Below are 16,900 nucleotides of genomic sequence, written 5' to 3'. Positions count from 1 at the left end.
ACATGCCACATCCGTTGATACTTTCCGTGAGTGTTGCGTCGGTTGAAGCAGAGCAAAGGGAGCGCGGGTCGATGGTTGGGGGAGGCCGGGCAGCACTGTCCGTGAGGTCGCGGTACGGCGGCGGGGATGGCCTGCGGTGAGCGGACCGGCCACCCGGGCTCACCCGACACGACGGGCGGGCGGCGAGGGGATGGCATGCTGCCCAGGGTGAGCACCGAGACCGCTGACGAGTGGCGACGGCCGGGGCCGACGCCGGAGCAGCGACGGCTGGATCTGTTCGCCGGCCTGGCGGCGACGGTCCTCGCCCTGCTCAGCCTGACGTTGGCCCGCAGCACCGGGGCATTCTTGCTGGGCCCACCGCCGTCCGGTGTCGAGCAGCTCTTCTGGACCGTCGCAGTGCCGCTGCCGTTGATCTGGCGACGTCGCTTCCCCGTCGCCGCCACGCTGGCCGTGTCGGCCGCGTTCATCGGTTCGCAGGTGCGCGCCGTCCCCGAGTGGCAGCTCTCCACCTGGGCGCTGTTCATCGCCATCTACACGCTGGGTGCCTGGGGCCGGGACCGCCGGTTGTCCCGCCGACTACGGATCGGCGTGATCGTTGCGATGTTCACCTGGATGGGGATCGCCCTGTCGATCAACTACCGCACGCTCACCACGGAGGACTTTGCCGACGCGGTCGGCCCGGTCCCCCCGGTGCTCGCCGCGATCGTCACCGGTGTCCTGGTCAACGCGCTGTACTTCGGGTTCGCGTACTTCTTCGGCGAGACCGCCTGGGTGGCCGCCCGCCGTGAGCACCAGCTGGCCGAGCAGGCGGAACGGCTGCGCCGGTCACAGGCCGAGGTACGCGAGCACGCGGTGGTCGGCGAGCGGGTCAGGATAGCCCGTGAGCTGCACGACGTGGTCGCCCACCACGTGTCGGTGATGGGGGTGCAGGCAGCGGCCTGTCGCCGGGTCTTCGACAAGGATCCGGCGAAGGCCCGCACCGCCCTCGTCTCCATCGAGGAGACCGCCCGGCGAGCCGTCGACGAGTTGCGCCGGATGCTCGGCGTGCTGCGGGCCCGCGACGGCGACGCCGAGAACACCCGGCAGCCGGCCGGAATCGACCGGATAGCCGCCCTGGTGGACCGGGCCGGCGAGGCCGGGCTACGCGCCACCCTGGGCGTTTACGGCGATCCGCTGCCGTTGCCGGAATCGGTCTCCCTGGCCGCGTACCGGGTGGTGCAGGAGGCCGTGACGAACGTGTTGAAGCACGCCACCGGGGCGAGTCTGCTCGACGTCCGGATCCGTTATCTGGCGCAGGAGATGGAGGTCGAGGTGAGCGACGACGGCCGGGCCAGCCGCTCGGCGAACGCCGACGGGCTGGGACTGATCGGGATGCGGGAACGGGTCGCGACTCACGGCGGCGAACTGGAGGTGGGTCCGCGTACCGGCGGTGGTTGGCGGGTGCGGGTCCGCTTCCCGCTACCGGCGGGGAGTCCGGCGTGAATCCGATCCGAGTGCTTCTCGCCGACGACCACCATCTGGTGCGTACCGGCTTCCGGGTCATTCTGGAGATCGAGGACGACATCGAGGTGGTCGGCGAGGCCGCCGACGGGGAGCGGGCAGTCGGCATGACCCGGGCGCTGCGTCCGGACGTGGTGCTGATGGACGTGGAGATGCCCGGCGTGGACGGGTTGGAAGCCACCCGGCGGATCAGCGCCGGCGACGACGAGCCGGGCGGGCCGGCCGTGCTGATGCTGACCACGTTCGACCGCGACGACTACCTGTTCGCCGCGCTACGCGCCGGGGCGAGTGGCTTCCTGCTCAAGAACGGCACACCGGAGGCACTTGTCGACGCGATCCGGGTGGTGGCCCGCGGCGACGGCCTGCTCGCGCCGGAACTCACCCGGCGGGTGATCGCCACCTTCGCCCGCCCGGGCAGCCAACCCGGTGACGACGTGGCATCGGAGGCGGCGCTGGACAGCTTGACACCCCGGGAACGCGAGGTCCTGGTGCTCGTCGCCGGGGGCGCCAGCAATGCCGAGATCGCCGCCAGCCTGCACCTGGGCGAGGCGACGGTGAAGTCACACGTCAGCCGGGTGCTGGCCAAGCTGGGTCTGCGCGACCGGGTGCAGGCGGTGGTCTTCGCGTACGAGCACGGGGTGGTCCGGCCCGGCGGGTGAGCGACCTCCGCCGCGAGGGGGAGTCATGATCTCCGTCCGCGGGCGGACGGCGACCAGCTTCCGAAGACCTACCGTTACGCCATGACCAGCGTGCTCCGCCTCGACGGCGTCGACCGCAGCTTCGGCGGTCGCCAGGTACTCAAGGACGTCTCCTTCGACGTCGTCGCCGGCCGGATGACCGGCTTCGTCGGCGGCAACGGCGCCGGCAAGACCACCACGATGCGGATCATCCTCGGGGTGCTCGCCGCGGACGCCGGCCAGGTGACGTGGCAGGGTGAACCGCTGAGCCGGGACGCTCGGCGACGCTTCGGGTACATGCCCGAGGAGCGCGGCCTGTACCCGAAGATGAGCGTCCGTGAGCAGGTCACCTACCTGGGTCAGCTGCACGGGTTGACCGCCGACGCCGCTCGGCGCGCCACCGACGGGCTGCTGGAGCGGGTCGGACTCGCCGAGCGGGGGAACGACCTGCTTGAGACGCTGTCGCTGGGCAACCAGCAGCGCGCGCAGATCGCCGCCGCGCTTGTGCACGACCCCGAGGTGCTGGTCCTCGACGAGCCGTTCTCCGGCCTCGATCCGCTGGCCGTCGACACGGTTGTCGGCGTGCTGCGGGAGCGGGCGGCGGCCGGGGCTCCGGTGCTCTTCTCCAGCCACCAGCTCGACGTGGTCGAACGGCTCTGCGACGACCTGGTGATCATCGCGGACGGCTCGATCCGCGCCGCCGGCAGCCGGGAGCAGCTGCGCTCGGCGTACACCACGCCCCGTTTTGAGCTGGTGGTGGAGACCGACGCCGGCTGGCTGCGCGACCACCCAGGGGTGAGCCTGGTGGACCTCGACGGCGCGCGCGCCGTGTTCGACCTGGCCGCCGGCACCGACGAACAGCCCGTGCTGCGTGCCGCGCTGGAGCGCGGCCCGGTCCGCGCGTTCCGCCCGGTCACCCCCTCCCTCGCCGAGATCTTCCGAGAGGTCGCCAAGTGAACGTCATGCAGGCCACCCGCCTCGTCGCCGCCCGGGAGATCCGGGTCAAGCTGCGCGACCGTACCTTCCTGATCAGCACCGTCGTCTTCCTGCTGATCGCGGCGGCGGCGACGATCCTGCCGCCGCTGCTGTCCGGCGGACCGTCCACCGTGGCGGTGACCGAGGCGGCGGCGGGCCCGTTGCGGGCGGCCGGGCTGGAGGTGCTCGCCGTACCCGACGACGCCGCCGCCGAGCAGGCGGTCCGCGACGGCGACGCGGACGCCGCGGTGGTCGCCGGCCCGGCCGTGCTCGCCATGGACGACGCCCCGGGCGACGTTGTCTCCGCGTTGAGCACCGAGCCCCCGGTCCGCCTGCTGAATCCGGACGCGGTGGACCCGGTGGTGGCCTTCCTGGTGCCGTTCGCCTTCGCCTTCATCTTCTTCATCACCTCCCAGACCTTCGGGGTGCAGATCGCGCAAAGCATCATCGAGGAGAAGCAGACCCGGATCGTGGAGATCCTCGTCGCCGCGGTGCCGGTCCGCGCCCTGCTGGCTGGGAAGATGCTCGCCGGTACGATCCTGGCGCTCGGGCAGATCGGCCTGGTGGCCGTGGTCGCGGTGGCCGGCATGGCGTTCGGGGACAGCGGTGGGCTGCTGTCGCTGCTCGGGCCGGCGATCGGCTGGTTCGTGCCGTTCTTCCTGCTCGGCTTCGTGCTGATCGCGTCGATGTGGGCGGCGGCCGGCGCGCTTGTCAACCGGCTGGAGGACATCGGTGGAGTGTCGATGCCGGTACAGCTCGCGGTGATGCTGCCGTTCTTCGCGGTGATCTTCCTCAACGACAACGTCACCGCCATGCGGGTGCTGTCCTACCTGCCGTTCTCCGCACCGACGGCGATGCCGCTGCGGCTGTTCAACGGCGACGCCGCCGGCTGGGAACTTGTCGTCTCGCTGGCCCTGCTCCTGGTCGCGGCGGCCGGTTTCCTGCTCGCCGGAGCCCGGGTGTACGAGGGTTCGCTGCTGCGCACCAACGGCCGCACCTCGATCCGCACCGCCTGGCGCGAGCGCGAAACCCTCAGCTGAGGTCGCCGCCTCAGCGCGACGCTCAGGCAGCAGTTTCCCCGAAGTTGCCGCCTGAGCACCGCGCGATGCAGCAGTATCCCCGAACTTGCTGCCGCAGAGCCGCGCGATGCGGCAGTTTCCCTGAAGTTGGCGCCGGCGGGTGCAGACGGTCAGCGGTGGGGTGGGATGGCTGCCCAGTTGGCGGGGAGGTGGGGGACGGGCCAGGCGGGGTCGGGTCGCCAGGTCGACCAGGACTCGTCCCACCAGCGCTCACCGGCGTCGAGTAGGGCAGCGATCCGGTCGCCCTCGGCGCGGATCGCCTCGCCCATGCCCGGGTAGCGGCCCTCGACCAGCCGCTGGGCGAACATCTCCACATCCTTGAAGACGTACCGGTCGGCGTCCGCCGCCCACCACAGGTCAAGCTCGTGGTCGAGGGTGTCCACCCCGATCGGCGTACGCCGGCACGGATCCTGGAGGTTGAAGTACCAGCCGGCGAAGGTGCGCTCCGGGCCGGACCAGAACACGTCGACCGAGTGCGCCTCGCCGGGCCGTTGCAGCATCAGCTTGCCGTGACCGGTCCAGGCGGTGTGCCCGGCGAGCTGCCACGGGTGCCGGCCACACGGGAACTCACCCCACTCCGGGAAACCGAACTCGGCACCGGTCGGCAGGTAGAGCGCGAGCAGGTCAGGCGAATCCTCAACGCAGATCGTCGGGCAGCCGAACCACACCTCACCGAGCAGGATCTCCCGCCGCACCACCACGTCACCCGGTGCGAAGCGTTCGGTCACCGGCTCGGGTGTCGGGGTCACTCCCCCGCCAGTTCCGGCCGATGCTCCCGGATCCACGCCTGCACATCCGCCTTCCGCCACACCTTGCCCATCGCCAGCACGGCGATCGGCTCCGGGAAGTTCCGCTGGTTGGCGATGACGGACGCGCGCTGTCTGGAGACGTTGCCCAGCATCTCGCGAATCTCCGACACGCCCACCAACTCCATGTGTTGACAATGACAGCGCCGATCATACTCGACTCCGACAACTACGCTATCTGTTGACAGCGTAAACGGGCGCGGTCACCATGGCCAGATGAGCGCGTCGCCTCCCTCTTCCCAGCTGAGCCAGCCGCTGAGTCGGTTGCATCGGGTGCACCGGCACCTGCCCCGGCGGCCCGACTGGTCCTGCGCGGCGTGTACCGCCGCTTGGCCGTGCCCGACCGCCCGGATGCTGCTGCGCCACGAGTACGGCCCGGACCGGGTCGGCCTCTCGATCTACCTGGCCGGTCAGCTTTTCGACGCCACCGGGGATCTGCTGTGGCTGGCCGGAGGTCGGCCGCCGACGCCCGCTGAGCTGTTCGAGCGCTTCCTGGGCTGGGCCGCGCCCCGGCTCAGCGGGACGACGCGTGCGCGAATGTCACCGGCTGACGGTAGACATTCACCGTCCCCAGACACGAGGAGCACGATCATGGACGTACGAGATGCCGCCCGACGGTGGGCGGACGCCTGGTCGCAGGGCTGGCCCGCCCGGGATGCGGCGAGGATCGTCGAACTCCAGGCGGAGGACGGTGACCACTGGGCGTCGATGTTCCGCCCGTACCGGGGCCGCGCCGGGCTACGCGCCTATGTCGAGGAGTGTTTCGGCGAGGAGACCCGCCCGGCGGAGGTCTGGTTCGGCGGACCACGGGTCGACGGCGACACGGCCACCATCGAGTACTGGGCGGTCACCTACCCGTACGACGAGCCGGTCACCATCTCCGGCTGCACGGTTGTCCGCTTCAACGCCGACGGTCTGGTCGCCGAGTCCCGCGACTACTCCCACAGCACCGAGGGCAGACACCTCCCACCCACCGCCCTCTTCCCCTGAACCGCCCTCAGGTTCCCCTCAGCCAATCCCCCTCCACCGAGCCTGACCTGCGGATACTCTGCCGACAGGTACCTTCGGAAGGTTCCCGGTCCAGCCGAACCCGATGGCGGCGCGGGAGGAATTCGTGTGCGGCAAGGACTGGCGCGAGCGCCTCGATTTCGAGCCCGACGACCGCGAATGGCGAATGCTCAACCAGGTGGCTGAGGGCAAGCCAGCTGAGCCTGCTGCGCAGTTAGGCAATGAGGTTGGCGCTCACGCGGTCCGCTATCTCTGTGCCCGCGTCGGTGAACCGGTCCAGGATCGCGTGGTCGTCACCCATGCCCGGGTACGGGGGCGGTTGGACCTGTCCGGACTGCACCTGAAGCACGGCCTGTCGTTTCGGAACTGTGAGTTCGACGAAGGTGTCGACCTGTCCGGGGCGCGCTGCGACGAGACGATCGAGTTCATCAGTTGTCGGCTCAACGGCTTCGCCGCCGACAGTCTCCACGGATGCAAGGAGATCAGCGCCGTCGACTGCGACATCACAGCGGCCAGTTTCGCCAACGTCCACCTGAAGCACGACCTGAGGCTCAGTCGCAGCCAACTGAGGAGCCGGCCCAGTTACGCGGCCTTCCATGGGCCCGACATGGTCATCGAGGGCGGGCTGTTCCTGGACGAGGTACGAGTGACCGGCGGCGTGACGCTCGACTCCAGTTACGTCGGGCACGATCTCGACTGCCGGGGCGGCCAGTTCAGCAACACGCCGGCACCGGCCATCGACGGGACCTGGGTGAACGTGGGCCGGGAACTGCGCTGCGACGAAGGGTTTCACGCCGACGGCGAGGTCCGGCTCTGCTGGGCACGGGCCGACCTCATCTCATTCCGCAACGGCACCCTGCACAACCCCAACGGGCTGGCGCTACGCGCCGACTCGCTCCGGGCCACCACGGGCTGCTACCTCGATCAGAACTTCCACGCCAACGGCACCGTACGCATCGTCGGCGCGCAGATCGCTGGCGAGTTGAGCTGTAGCGGTGGCCAGTTCGACGGCCGCGGCGGTGTCGCGATCGAGGCGGTACGGCTGGCCGCCGAGGACGTGTATCTCGACCGGGGTTTCGCGGCACAGGGCGCGGTGCGGCTGGTCGGTGCAATACTGGAACGCCAGCTCACCTGCACCGGGGGCCACTTCGACAACCCGTCCGGCAGCGCCTTGGACGCCACCGGGCTGCTCTGTCGCGGCGGCGTCTACCTCGACCAGGATCCCGATCTCGGACGGGGTTTCACCGCGAACGGCCAGGTCTGGTTGTGCGGTGCCAGTGTCACCGAGGCGGTCGTCTGCACCGGCGGACTGTTCAACCACGAGGCAGACATCGCCCTCGACGCCGACGGCCTGACCACCGAGGGAAACGTCATGCTCAACGACGGCTTTCGGGCGGTCGGTGGCGTTCGCCTGGCACGGGCCACCGTTGGGCGGCAGCTCGACTGCAGCGGTGGCGTCTTCCACGCACTGGGACGTGTCGCTCTCGACCTGACCGGCATGGTCGGGCGCGGCGACGTACTGCTCACCAGCGGCTTCCGGGCGACCGGCGAAGTGTCGCTCCGGGACGTGGACATCACCCGGGACGTGGACCTGCGCGGGGGCCATCTCAGCGAGGTCGGCGACAGATCACTCGACGCGTACGGGTTACGGGCGGGCGGTTCGCTCATCCTGCTGCCGGCCGGCACGCCCACACAACTCGTCGATCTGCGGTACGCGACCGTGGCGAGACTTCAGGACAGCGTGACCAGCTACCCGGTGGATCGCGTCGAACTCGAAGGCTTCACCTATCAGACCATCGAGAGCGAAGGCGAAAGCGCAATCTCGTACGAAGAGCGCGTCGAGATTCTCCGCCGTATGCGTAGCTACTCGCGCCAGCCCTACCTGCAACTCAGCAAGGTGTACCGGACAGCTGGGAAGGAGATCGAAGAGCGCGAGGTGGCGGTCGCCGGCTTGAAGCAGCTCCGGAAGGAAGACAAACTCCCTCGTCACTCAAAGGCGTGGAACTTCTTCATGTGGGCCACGGTCAGGTACGGCTACCGCCTCTACCAGCCGCTCCTCATCGCACTCCCGTTCGTGGCGCTCAACATAGTCTTTTACCACACGGCTGAGCATCACAACCTCATGGAGCCGGTCGGCGCGAAGACCTCCGGTGAACCGCATGCCAATCAAGATCGATGCCCCGAGAACCACCCGTGCTTCAATCCGGTCGCATACTCGGTCCAGTTGCTGATCCCCGCCGTCAACCTGTTTCAGATCGACAAATGGATACCCGATGCCAGCAAGAACTGGGGCAGCCCGCTGCTCTTCTGGACTTGGGCCATGATCCTGCTCGGATGGGTTCTCGGGTTCTCCTTCGTCGCCGCCATCAACCGGTGCCTCCGCCGGGAGTAGGCAGTGCGCGCATGGTGCGCAGTGGGGAGAAGAAGACCCAGAGCACCCCGAGGAGGGCACCGAGGCTGGCGAACCAGAGGGCGGGCCTTACCCCGATGGCCGCGCCGAGCGTTCCGCCGAGCACGGCACCGATCGGTCGGATGCCGTAGTTGACGGTGCGGCGGAAACCGGAGACCACGGCGAGCATCGCCACAGGCGTGGCCGCGATCTGCACCGACCCGACGGCGATGTCGAGGACCATGACGCCCAGCGCGGAGACGAATTCGGCGGCGAACAGCAGGGCGAGCACCAGCGGCTGCGGCCCCGTGGCCAGGGGCACGAGGACCATGGGGGCCGGGAAGGCGACGAAACCGAGGAGCACCGCGGGGCCGATGCCGATCCGGCGACTGATCGCGCCGGTGACCGCCGCGCCGAGCAGTCCACCAACCGCGCCGGCCCCGATGATCAGGCCGAGCAGTCCCGGGGAGACACCCAGCTCGGTGGTCACGTACAGCACGAACAACGCGGCGAACATGTAGTTGAACAGGTTGAGCGTGGTGGTGCCGAGCAACGTCGACCGCAGGACCGCCGAGCGGGCCACGTACCGCACCCCGGCGGCCATCCCTCGGCCGGAGCCCTTCGGTACGGGACTCTCGGTGACCTGCGTCCGGGCCAGGAAGGCCGCCGAGATCAGGTAGGTGAGCACGCCGGAGAGGAGCGCGAACGGAGCGGTGAGCACCTGCACCAGCACGCCGCCGATGCTCGGGCCGGCCACGTGCGACATGGCCCTGCTGCCGTTGACCAGACTGTTGGCCTCCACGTAGTCCGCCCGTCGGACCAGGGCTGCAAAGAGGCTGATGTGCGCCACCTCGAAGAACATCGAGTGAACGCCGATCAGAAAGGTGATGGCACAGAGCAGCGGTAGGTTCAGCACGTCCGCCCACCACAGCAGCGGCACGGTCAGCAGCAGACCCGCCCGACCTACGTCGGCGATGATCATCACTTGGCGTCGGCGGGGGTACCGGTCCACCAGGGCGCCGGCCGGCAGCGAGAAGAACAGGTTCGGCAGCAGCGCGGCGGCGGTCAGGTAACCCATCTCGGCGGGCCCGGCACCGAAAGCGAGCACGGCCAGCAGCGGCACAGCGAGCACGGTGATCTGGTCGCCGAAGAGCGAGACGGTCTGCGCTGACCAGTAGCGACGGAAGGCCGCCTGCCGCAGCAGTCGTGGGATGCGCGGTCGGCGCGGCGGTGCCGGGTCGGCCAGGACGAGGGATCCGGTCACGGCCCGTCTCCGCTCGCCGTCGCTGGCGGGGGTACGACGCCACGCGGCAGCGCCATCTGGACGATCGTCACCGGGCGCGAGCCGGGCGGCCGTTTCGACGCGTCGGCAATCCGTTCGTCGTACCGGGCCAACAGCGCGTCGATCTGTTCGGTGACCTCACGCAGCTCAGCGGCGGTGACGTGCAGCAACGCGTCACCGAAGCCGGCGGCGGCCCGCCACTCGGCCGGTTCGTCGGCGCGGATCGCCAGGTAGTCCTGCGCCCGTTGCAGGTAGATGCCGACCATCACGCTGTTGATCTGGTCCGTGGCCTCCCGCATGGCCGGGTCGTCGGAGTCGTCGTCCCAGGACGTGTACTGCGTGGTGGCCCGCCAGGGCCGTTCCCGACCGTCCGCACCGGGAACCCGTTCGGCGAACCCGTACTTGGCGAGTTGCCGCAGATGGAACGAGCAGTTCGGCACGTTGTCGTCGAGCCGAGCGGCTGCCTGCGTCGCGGTCATCGGCCCTTCGCCGCGCAGCAGCCCGATCAGCCGCATCCGCAGTGGGTGGGCGTACGCCCGCAGGGCACGCGGGTCGGTCACCTTGATCGCGCGCCGAGGCACCTCGTCAGCCATACAGTAGAGGATGCTTTAGAAAGATATCTCTAGCAACCCCAAGTGCCGATTCGCACTTGAACCAATCGCGGCAAGCGATCTGCTGCGCTCGACACGCCGGTGGGGGCGACTGAAGGCGGCAAATGAAGAAGGCGCCGACCCGGCGGGGTCAGCGCCTTCGACTCGTACGCGGGGTCAGCCGACGGCGGCCATGACCTCGTCGGAGACGTCGAAGTTGGCGTAGACGTTCTGCACGTCGTCGCAGTCCTCCAGGACGTCGATCAGCTTGAAGACCTTGCGCGCGCCCTCCTCGTCCAGCGGCACGTTGACGCTGGGGATCAGGGAGGATTCGGCCGACTCGTACTCGATGCCGGCGTCCTGCAACGCGGTCCGCACGGCGAGCAGGTCACCCGGCTCGGAGACCACCTCGAACGCCTCGTCGAGGTCGTTGACCTCCTCGGCGCCGGCGTCGAGGACGGCCATCATCACGTCGTCCTCGGTGGTGCCGGCCTTGGGCACGATCACCACGCCCTTGCGGGAGAACATGTACGACACCGAGCCGGCGTCGGCGAACGAGCCGCCGTTGCGGGTCAGCGCGGTGCGTACCTCGGTGGCGGCGCGGTTGCGGTTGTCGGTCAGGCACTCGATCAGCAGCGCGACACCGTTCGGGCCGTACCCCTCGTACATGATCGTCTGGTAGTCGGCGCCGCCGGCCTCCAGGCCGGAGCCGCGCTTGACGGCCCGGTCGATGTTGTCGTTGGGGACCGAGTTCTTCTTGGCCTTCTGGATCGCGTCGTAGAGCGTCGGGTTACCGGCCGGATCACCGCCACCGGTACGCGCCGCGACCTCCACGTTCTTGATCAGCTTGGCGAACATCTTGCCGCGCTTGGCGTCGATGACCGCCTTCTTGTGCTTGGTCGTCGCCCACTTTGAGTGGCCGGACATCTGTTACCTCCGTTGCTACCCGCCGTCTGCCTCGACCGCACCGAGCGCCCCGCTCCGCACCGGCGCACACGGTGGTGCCGGTCAGCTCTGGTGGAAGCAGTGGCGGCCAGATGGCCCTGCCGAATCTCGACAATCCTACCGACGTGCGGCGGGTGGTCGTCACCCGCCGCACGTCAGCCGTCGGCCCGCTCTCCCCCGGTCGACACAAAGCGGACGAAGTCACCCGCCCATGCCGTACGACCCCAGGACTGTGAAACCGGCGGTGCTCCGCTGCTCGCACCGCTCCTCCAGCCCGGCCCGGAAACGGCCGAAGGATTCCAGCGACGGAAGCGGTTGGGGTAGTTCCGGGCCCATGACGACGTCGACGAAGCTGAGCCCGTCGTCGAGCCGCAGGGTCAGATAGCGGAATCCGGGCGCATCCAGCCGGGCCAGGTCGCGGTGCACCGCGTCGAGCAGGGTCAGATGCTCGTCGAGGCGGTCCGGGCGGACGCGATACGTGATCAGAAGCGTCTCCATGGCCAGCTCACCGGCCACCAGCCGGGACCGCGTCCCGATCCGCAGTCCGGACCGCAGCGAGGAGTTCGGTGAGCATCGCCGTGATCGTCGCCGCCCTGTCTTCGCCGGGCGAGATCCGACCGTCGGCGGTCGGGTCCGACCGATCCGCACCGGTCCAGTCGAAGTCCGTGAACAGCCCCAATTCGACATGGGCCGGTAGGACCTCCATGCCCACCTCGGCGAGAATCGGTCGCAGGTGCTCGGCTGCCCGCCCGCCCCCGCGTACGCCGTAGGTGAGCACCCCGGCCGGCTTGCCGCGCCACTCGGCGTCGAGATAGTCGATGGCGTTCTTGAGGACCGCCGGGACCGAGCTGTTGTACTCCGGGGTGACGAAGACGTACGCGTCGTATGCCGCCACCACCGTCGACCAGCGGCGGGTGTGATCGTGACGGTAGTCGCCGAACCTCGCCGGCACCGGTTCGTCGAGCATCGGCAACCGCTGCTCGGCGAGATCGACAAGTTCGACGGTCACCTCACCCGCTCGCGCCGCCGGATGCCGGGCCGTCGTCTCGGCCACCCATCCCGCCACCGCCGGGCCACGTCGCCCCGGGCGACTGCTGCCGACGACCAGGCCCACCTTGATCGGTCCGTGCTGTCGTGTTCTGTTCATGAGCCGATCCCACCGCCGTCAGAAGCACTCGGGGAGACCGGCGGGAGGGTAGCCCTGGCGGGGACATGCTCCCGGGCCACGGGCGCGGCAGACTGGACGCGTGATGGACGGCGAGTTGGGCGCGTTCCTCCGCAGCCGACGGGAGGCGCTACGGCCCGAGCAGGTGGGGCTACCCACCAACGGCCGGCGGCGTACGCCCGGCCTGCGGCGTGCGGAGTTGGCCACGTTGGCCCAGGTCAGCGTGGAATACCTGACCCGGCTCGAACAGGGCCGGGACACCCGTCCGTCACCGGGCATCCTCGCCGCCCTGGCCGAGGCGCTACGCCTCGACGACGCCGACCGGCGGCACCTTCAGCAACTCGCGTCGGTCGACCACCGCCGGCAACTGTGCGCGGGTGGGCGGCCGACCGTGTCGCGTACCGTCCGCCCACAGGTCCGGACGCTGCTGGAGGCGCTACGGGACCGGCCGGCGTACCTGATCAACCGGATCGGCGACGTGCTGGCCTGGAACGGGCCGTTCGACAGGTTGGCCCGGCCGCTGGGCCTGCTCGATGACGAGCGGCCCAACCTCGTATGGTTCGTTTTCGCCGACGAACGCGCCCCGGAGCACTTTCCCGACTGGGCCGACCTCGCCGACCAGCAGGTCGCCGACCTGCACCGGCTGCGCGGAGGCGACCCCGCCGCCGACGCGTTCGCCCAACGGCTCGACCGTACCGTCGGGGAGCCGTTCCAGTCCCGGTGGCAGCGCCGACCGGTCGCCGTGCAGCCGAGCGGGGTGCGCTGGCTGCGGCATCCGGAGGTGGGGCCACTGCGACTGTCGTACGAGACCCTGGAACTCGCCGACGACCAGCAGCGACTGGTGGTGCAGCAGCCCACCGACGCGGAGAGCACCGCGGCACTGGACCGCCTCCTCGGCCGCCGCCCCGGCAGCCTCCGCTCCGTCGCCGGCTGAGGGCTGAGACACAACCACCGCCCCGCCACCGCCGCCGCCCACCGCCGCCGCCACCGTCACCGCGAAGATCCGAGCAGTTTCAGGGATGTTGCTGCCTCGAAGCGAGTCGAGCCAGCAGCATCCCCGATGTTGCTGCCTCACGTGCCGGGCGGGCGGCGCGCAGGGTCGGGCGGGCGGCGCGGGTCAGGGGGCGGTGCGGACCAGGTCTATGAAGTAGGCGTGCAGGCGGGGATCGCCGGTGAGTTCCGGGTGGAAGGAGGTGGCCAGCAGGTTGTGCTGGCGTACGGCGACGATCCGGCCGGCGGCCGGGCCGGCGGTAACCGTGCCGAGCACCTCCACGCCCTCGCCGACCCGCTCGACCCAGGGCGCGCGGATGAAGACCGCGTGCAGCGGCCCACCCGGTACGCCGGTGATCTCCACCGGCGCCTCGAAGGAGTCGACCTGCCGACCGAACGCGTTGCGGCGGACGGTCATCGCGATGCCGTCGAAGCCGCGCTGATCCGGCCGGCCGTCGAGCACCTCGGTGGCCAACATGATCATCCCGGCGCAGGAGCCGTAGACCGGCATGCCGGCGGCGATCCGCTTGTCGATCGGGTCGCGCAGCTCGAAGATGTCGACCAGCTTGCTGATCGTGGTGGACTCCCCGCCCGGGATGACCAGTCCGTCAACCGCGTCCAGTTCCGCCGGTCGGCGTACCGGACGGGCCTGCGCGCCCGCCGCGGTCACCGCCGTGACGTGTTCGCGGACGTCGCCCTGGAGGGCGAGCACACCGATCACGGGTGCCGCCACGTCACCAGCCGCGTTCGGCGAGGCGGTGCGGCTGCGGGATGTCGTCGACGTTGATGCCGACCATCGCCTCGCCGAGCCCACGGGACACCTTGGCCAGCACGTCCGGGTCGTCGTGGAAGGTGGTCGCCTTGACGATCGCGGCGGCCCGCTGGGCCGGGTTGCCGGACTTGAAGATGCCGGAGCCGACGAAGACCCCCTCGGCGCCGAGCTGCATCATCATCGCCGCGTCGGCCGGGGTGGCGATGCCACCGGCGGTGAAGAGCACCACCGGCAGCTTGCCGGTCTCGGCGATCTCCTTGACCAGCTCGTACGGCGCCTGCAACTCCTTCGCCGCGACGAACAGCTCGTCGGCCGGCAGGGACGTCAGGCGGCGGATCTCCTGGCGGATCTTCCGCATGTGGGTGGTGGCGTTGGAGACGTCGCCGGTGCCGGCCTCGCCCTTGGAGCGGATCATCGCGGCCCCCTCGGTGATCCGACGCAGCGCCTCGCCGAGGTTGGTCGCGCCGCAGACGAACGGCACGGTGAACGCCCACTTGTCGATGTGGTTGGCGTAGTCCGCCGGGGTGAGCACCTCGGACTCGTCGACGTAGTCGACCCCGAGGGACTGGAGGATCTGCGCCTCGACGAAGTGGCCGATGCGGGCCTTGGCCATCACCGGGATGGAGACCGCGTTGATGATGCCGTCGATCATGTCGGGGTCGCTCATCCGGGACACCCCGCCCTGGGCACGGATGTCCGCGGGTACCCGCTCCAGCGCCATCACCGCGACCGCGCCGGCATCCTCGGCGATCTTGGCCTGCTCGGGGGTGACCACATCCATGATCACACCACCCTTGAGCATCTCGGCCATGCCGCGCTTCACGCGCGCGGTGCCGACGACCGGGGTGGCGGTGTTCGGGGAAGTCGTCTCGGACACGTCGTCGCTCCTCAGGCGTCCTCGGGAGGTGGCAGCGCAGATGCTACGCCCGGGCCAACGCCACTCCGACAGCCAATCAGCCCCGTGGTGGCCTGCTGTGTGTCCGCCGTCACCCCGGGCCACCCCGGCCGGCTGGGCGGAGCGGTTCAGCGGCTGGACACGTCGGCGGCGGGCAGGGTGAGGGTCGGATCGTCGATGTCGAAGTAGCGCGGCCAGGTGTGCCGGTGTCCCATCCGTAACAGCCGCACCAGCGGCCGGCTGCGCGCCGACCGGGCGTCACGGACCAGGTCGGTGTGCACCTGGCGGGCCAGGGCGAGCCGCCGGCTGGCGGCGATCACCGCCTCACAGTCGGCATCGGTGGGATCGAGTTGCACCGACCGCAGCTGCCGGGTCAGGTCGTTCTCGGCCGCCTCCCGCTCCTCCGGCTGGGCGTCGAGGGCGATGCGCGCCGCCGCGTACAACTCGACGCCGTAACGGCGCTCGGCCAGCACCGCCGCGGCGGCGGCCCGACGCAGCAGGTGGGCGTCGAGGGCGCGGGCGGCGAGCTGGGCGCGGTCCTGGAGCCGCTCGACCCGGCCGGCGGTCCAGATCAGGTATACCGCCACCAGGGCGACGACCACCGTCGCGCCCACCACCCACCACATGCCCGGCATCGTAGTGCTGCTCCCGTTCCTCCCGATCAGGTCAACCCCACCCACTCCTGGTCGATCACCCGGCCGTCGGTGGCCTCGATCGCCGCTGCGTATACCTCCAGAACCCGCCGGGCAACCACGGGCCAGTCGAAATTCGCCACCACCTGGTCACCGCAGGCGGTCAGCTCCGCCCGCTGAGCCGGGTCGTCGAGCAGCTGCGACAGCGTCGCACGCAGGGTCACCGCGTCGCCGGTCGGGAACAGCCGGCCGGCCCGGCCGCCGTCGAGCACCCGGCGGAAGGCGTCCAGGTCGCTGGCCACGACCGTGGTGCCGGCCGCGAGCGCCTCGGTGAGGATCATGCCGAACGACTCGCCGCCGGTGTTCGGCGCGACGTAGAGGTGCGCACTGCGCAGCATCCGCGCCTTCTCCTCCTCGGAGACCAGGCCGAGGAAGGTGACCCGGTCCCGCAGGTCAGCCGGAAACCGGGCGAACAGGTCGTCCGGGTCGCCGGGACCGGCGACCAGCAGGCGCAGGCCGGGACGCTGCCGGGCCAGCTCGACGAAGGCGTCGCGCAGGATCGGGAACCCCTTGCGTGACTCGGTGAAGCGGCCGAGGAAGCCGAGCGTGCCGCCGGTGCCCGGCCCGCACTCCCCCGGCCAGCCGGGCAGCGGCTCGATCCCGGCGAACTTGGCCACCGCCACCCCGTTGGGGATCTCCACCGCCCCGCCGTCCAGGTGCTCGACCTGCACCTTGCGGGCCAGGGCGCTCACCGCGATCCGCGCGGTGATCCGCTCCAGCACGATCTGGAGCACCCCCTGGGCGGCGGCGAGCATCCGGGAGCGGGTCATCGCGGTGTGGAAGGTGGCCACCACCGGCCCCCGGGCGGAGAGCACGGCGAGCATGGACAGGCTCAGCGCGAGCGGCTCGTGCACGTGCAGCACGTCGAAGTCGCCCCGGGTGATCCAGCGGCGTACCCGGGCGGTCGAGACCGGGCCGAACGCGATCCGGGCCACCGAGCCGTTGTACGGCAGCGGCACCGACCTGCCGGCCGACACCACGTACGGCGGCAGCGGCGAGTCCTCGTCGGCCGGGGCGAGGACGCTCACCTCGTGCCCGAGCCCGATCAGCGCCTCCGCCAGGTCCATGACATGGTTCTGCACCCCGCCGGGTACGTCGAAGGAGTACGGGCAGACGATGCCGATCCGCATTGCGC

The 16,900-nt window shown here is 70.2% G+C and carries 17 protein-coding genes and 1 pseudogene; 7 read left to right on the top strand and 11 right to left on the bottom strand.

Going from position 1 to position 16,900, the window contains the following annotated elements; genetic code table 11:
- The first annotated feature begins 207 nt into the window (after positions 1-207).
- The 4 genes from ACN26Z_RS11930 to ACN26Z_RS11915 all read left to right on the top strand — a co-directional run bounded on the left by ACN26Z_RS11930 (position 208) and on the right by ACN26Z_RS11915 (position 4,192).
- Complete coding sequence (locus ACN26Z_RS11930; RefSeq protein WP_282239190.1) at positions 208-1,482, top strand: sensor histidine kinase; 1,275 nt, start codon at positions 208-210, stop codon at positions 1,480-1,482.
- Positions 1,479-2,159, top strand: a complete 681-nt coding sequence (locus tag ACN26Z_RS11925; RefSeq protein WP_093404501.1) for a response regulator — start codon at positions 1,479-1,481, stop codon at positions 2,157-2,159. Before ACN26Z_RS11930 ends, ACN26Z_RS11925 begins: the two co-directional genes overlap by 4 nt.
- An 81-nt stretch (positions 2,160-2,240) precedes the next feature.
- Positions 2,241-3,134, top strand: coding sequence for an ABC transporter ATP-binding protein (locus ACN26Z_RS11920; protein WP_282239192.1), 894 nt, complete (start codon positions 2,241-2,243; stop codon positions 3,132-3,134).
- Positions 3,131-4,192 (top strand): ABC transporter permease, encoded by a 1,062-nt coding sequence (locus ACN26Z_RS11915; RefSeq protein ID WP_282239193.1) that lies wholly within the window; start codon positions 3,131-3,133, stop codon positions 4,190-4,192. Before ACN26Z_RS11920 ends, ACN26Z_RS11915 begins: the two co-directional genes overlap by 4 nt.
- Positions 4,193-4,341: 149 nt before the next feature.
- On the opposite strand, the gene ACN26Z_RS11910 is transcribed toward ACN26Z_RS11915, so the two are convergent.
- Together ACN26Z_RS11910 and ACN26Z_RS11905 are read right to left on the bottom strand one after the other, a co-directional pair.
- Positions 4,342-4,959: a DUF402 domain-containing protein gene (locus tag ACN26Z_RS11910; RefSeq protein ID WP_421461184.1), complete on the bottom strand. Its 618-nt coding sequence runs from the start codon at positions 4,957-4,959 to the stop codon at positions 4,342-4,344.
- A gap of 17 nt (positions 4,960-4,976) precedes the next feature.
- Positions 4,977-5,165, bottom strand: a complete 189-nt coding sequence (locus ACN26Z_RS11905; RefSeq protein WP_421461183.1) for a hypothetical protein — start codon at positions 5,163-5,165, stop codon at positions 4,977-4,979.
- A gap of 88 nt (positions 5,166-5,253) precedes the next feature.
- Here ACN26Z_RS11905 and ACN26Z_RS11900 point away from each other — a divergent pair, with 88 nt between their 5' ends.
- Together ACN26Z_RS11900 and ACN26Z_RS11895 are read left to right on the top strand one after the other, a co-directional pair.
- Positions 5,254-6,027, top strand: a complete 774-nt coding sequence (locus ACN26Z_RS11900) for a nuclear transport factor 2 family protein (protein WP_421461182.1) — start codon at positions 5,254-5,256, stop codon at positions 6,025-6,027.
- A gap of 103 nt (positions 6,028-6,130) precedes the next feature.
- Positions 6,131-8,437, top strand: coding sequence for a hypothetical protein (locus ACN26Z_RS11895; protein WP_421461181.1), 2,307 nt, complete (start codon positions 6,131-6,133; stop codon positions 8,435-8,437).
- Here ACN26Z_RS11895 and ACN26Z_RS11890 read toward each other — a convergent pair.
- The 5 genes and pseudogenes from ACN26Z_RS11890 to ACN26Z_RS11870 all read right to left on the bottom strand — a co-directional run bounded on the left by ACN26Z_RS11890 (position 8,412) and on the right by ACN26Z_RS11870 (position 12,398).
- Positions 8,412-9,698, bottom strand: a complete 1,287-nt coding sequence (locus ACN26Z_RS11890; protein WP_421461180.1) for an MFS transporter — start codon at positions 9,696-9,698, stop codon at positions 8,412-8,414. The two genes, ACN26Z_RS11895 and ACN26Z_RS11890, sit on opposite strands and share 26 nt — an antisense overlap.
- Positions 9,694-10,309, bottom strand: a pseudogene (locus ACN26Z_RS11885) (winged helix-turn-helix domain-containing protein); the annotation flags it as partial. The pseudogene ACN26Z_RS11885 and the gene ACN26Z_RS11890, both read right to left, overlap by 5 nt.
- Positions 10,310-10,483: 174 nt before the next feature.
- Positions 10,484-11,233, bottom strand: coding sequence for a YebC/PmpR family DNA-binding transcriptional regulator (locus tag ACN26Z_RS11880; RefSeq protein ID WP_093404509.1), 750 nt, complete (start codon positions 11,231-11,233; stop codon positions 10,484-10,486).
- A 219-nt stretch (positions 11,234-11,452) separates the two neighbouring features.
- Positions 11,453-11,749 carry a hypothetical protein gene (locus ACN26Z_RS11875; protein ID WP_139233142.1) on the bottom strand — a complete coding sequence of 99 codons (297 nt, stop codon included), beginning with the start codon at positions 11,747-11,749 and terminating at the stop codon, positions 11,453-11,455.
- A gap of 7 nt (positions 11,750-11,756) precedes the next feature.
- Positions 11,757-12,398, bottom strand: coding sequence for an NADPH-dependent FMN reductase (locus tag ACN26Z_RS11870; protein WP_421461178.1), 642 nt, complete (start codon positions 12,396-12,398; stop codon positions 11,757-11,759).
- A gap of 103 nt (positions 12,399-12,501) precedes the next feature.
- Between ACN26Z_RS11870 and ACN26Z_RS11865 the strand changes: the two genes are divergently transcribed.
- On the top strand, positions 12,502-13,350 hold the full coding sequence (locus tag ACN26Z_RS11865) for a helix-turn-helix transcriptional regulator (RefSeq protein WP_232511254.1): 849 nt from the start codon (positions 12,502-12,504) through the stop codon (positions 13,348-13,350).
- Between the two features lie 183 nt (positions 13,351-13,533).
- On the opposite strand, the gene pdxT is transcribed toward ACN26Z_RS11865, so the two are convergent.
- The 4 genes from pdxT to ACN26Z_RS11845 all read right to left on the bottom strand — a co-directional run bounded on the left by pdxT (position 13,534) and on the right by ACN26Z_RS11845 (position 16,895).
- Positions 13,534-14,139, bottom strand: a complete 606-nt coding sequence (gene pdxT, locus ACN26Z_RS11860; protein ID WP_421461176.1) for a pyridoxal 5'-phosphate synthase glutaminase subunit PdxT — start codon at positions 14,137-14,139, stop codon at positions 13,534-13,536.
- A gap of 1 nt (position 14,140) precedes the next feature.
- A complete protein-coding gene (gene pdxS / locus ACN26Z_RS11855; RefSeq protein ID WP_093404522.1) occupies positions 14,141-15,055 on the bottom strand; it encodes a pyridoxal 5'-phosphate synthase lyase subunit PdxS in 915 nt (304 codons plus the stop codon).
- A gap of 146 nt (positions 15,056-15,201) precedes the next feature.
- Positions 15,202-15,699 carry a hypothetical protein gene (locus ACN26Z_RS11850; protein ID WP_421461173.1) on the bottom strand — a complete coding sequence of 166 codons (498 nt, stop codon included), beginning with the start codon at positions 15,697-15,699 and terminating at the stop codon, positions 15,202-15,204.
- Positions 15,700-15,734: 35 nt separating this feature from the next.
- A complete protein-coding gene (locus ACN26Z_RS11845) occupies positions 15,735-16,895 on the bottom strand; it encodes a glycosyltransferase family 4 protein (RefSeq protein ID WP_282239198.1) in 1,161 nt (386 codons plus the stop codon).
- Positions 16,896-16,900 lie beyond the last annotated feature (5 nt).

It is taken from the genome of Verrucosispora sp. WMMD703 (assembly GCF_049178935.1).
Taxonomy (GTDB): domain Bacteria; phylum Actinomycetota; class Actinomycetes; order Mycobacteriales; family Micromonosporaceae; genus Micromonospora; species Micromonospora sediminimaris.
Note: the sequence above shows the minus strand (reverse complement) of the source record. Positions and strands in the feature narration are given on the sequence as shown.

Bases quoted from the DNA above. Each gene is read 5' to 3' on its own strand.
- ACN26Z_RS11920 (WP_282239192.1), top strand. From the start codon at position 2,241: ATGACCAGCGTGCTCCGCCTCGACGGCGTCGACCGCAGCTTCGGCGGT.
- ACN26Z_RS11845 (WP_282239198.1), bottom strand. From the start codon at position 16,895: ATGCGGATCGGCATCGTCTGCCCGTACTCCTTCGACGTACCCGGCGGG.
- ACN26Z_RS11875 (WP_139233142.1), bottom strand. From the start codon at position 11,749: ATGGAGACGCTTCTGATCACGTATCGCGTCCGCCCGGACCGCCTCGAC.
- ACN26Z_RS11880 (WP_093404509.1), bottom strand. From the start codon at position 11,233: ATGTCCGGCCACTCAAAGTGGGCGACGACCAAGCACAAGAAGGCGGTC.
- ACN26Z_RS11895 (WP_421461181.1), top strand. From the start codon at position 6,131: ATGGCGGCGCGGGAGGAATTCGTGTGCGGCAAGGACTGGCGCGAGCGC.
- ACN26Z_RS11870 (WP_421461178.1), bottom strand. From the start codon at position 12,398: ATGAACAGAACACGACAGCACGGACCGATCAAGGTGGGCCTGGTCGTC.
- ACN26Z_RS11905 (WP_421461183.1), bottom strand. From the start codon at position 5,165: ATGGAGTTGGTGGGCGTGTCGGAGATTCGCGAGATGCTGGGCAACGTC.
- ACN26Z_RS11850 (WP_421461173.1), bottom strand. From the start codon at position 15,699: ATGTGGTGGGTGGTGGGCGCGACGGTGGTCGTCGCCCTGGTGGCGGTA.
- ACN26Z_RS11900 (WP_421461182.1), top strand. From the start codon at position 5,254: ATGAGCGCGTCGCCTCCCTCTTCCCAGCTGAGCCAGCCGCTGAGTCGG.
- ACN26Z_RS11865 (WP_232511254.1), top strand. From the start codon at position 12,502: ATGGACGGCGAGTTGGGCGCGTTCCTCCGCAGCCGACGGGAGGCGCTA.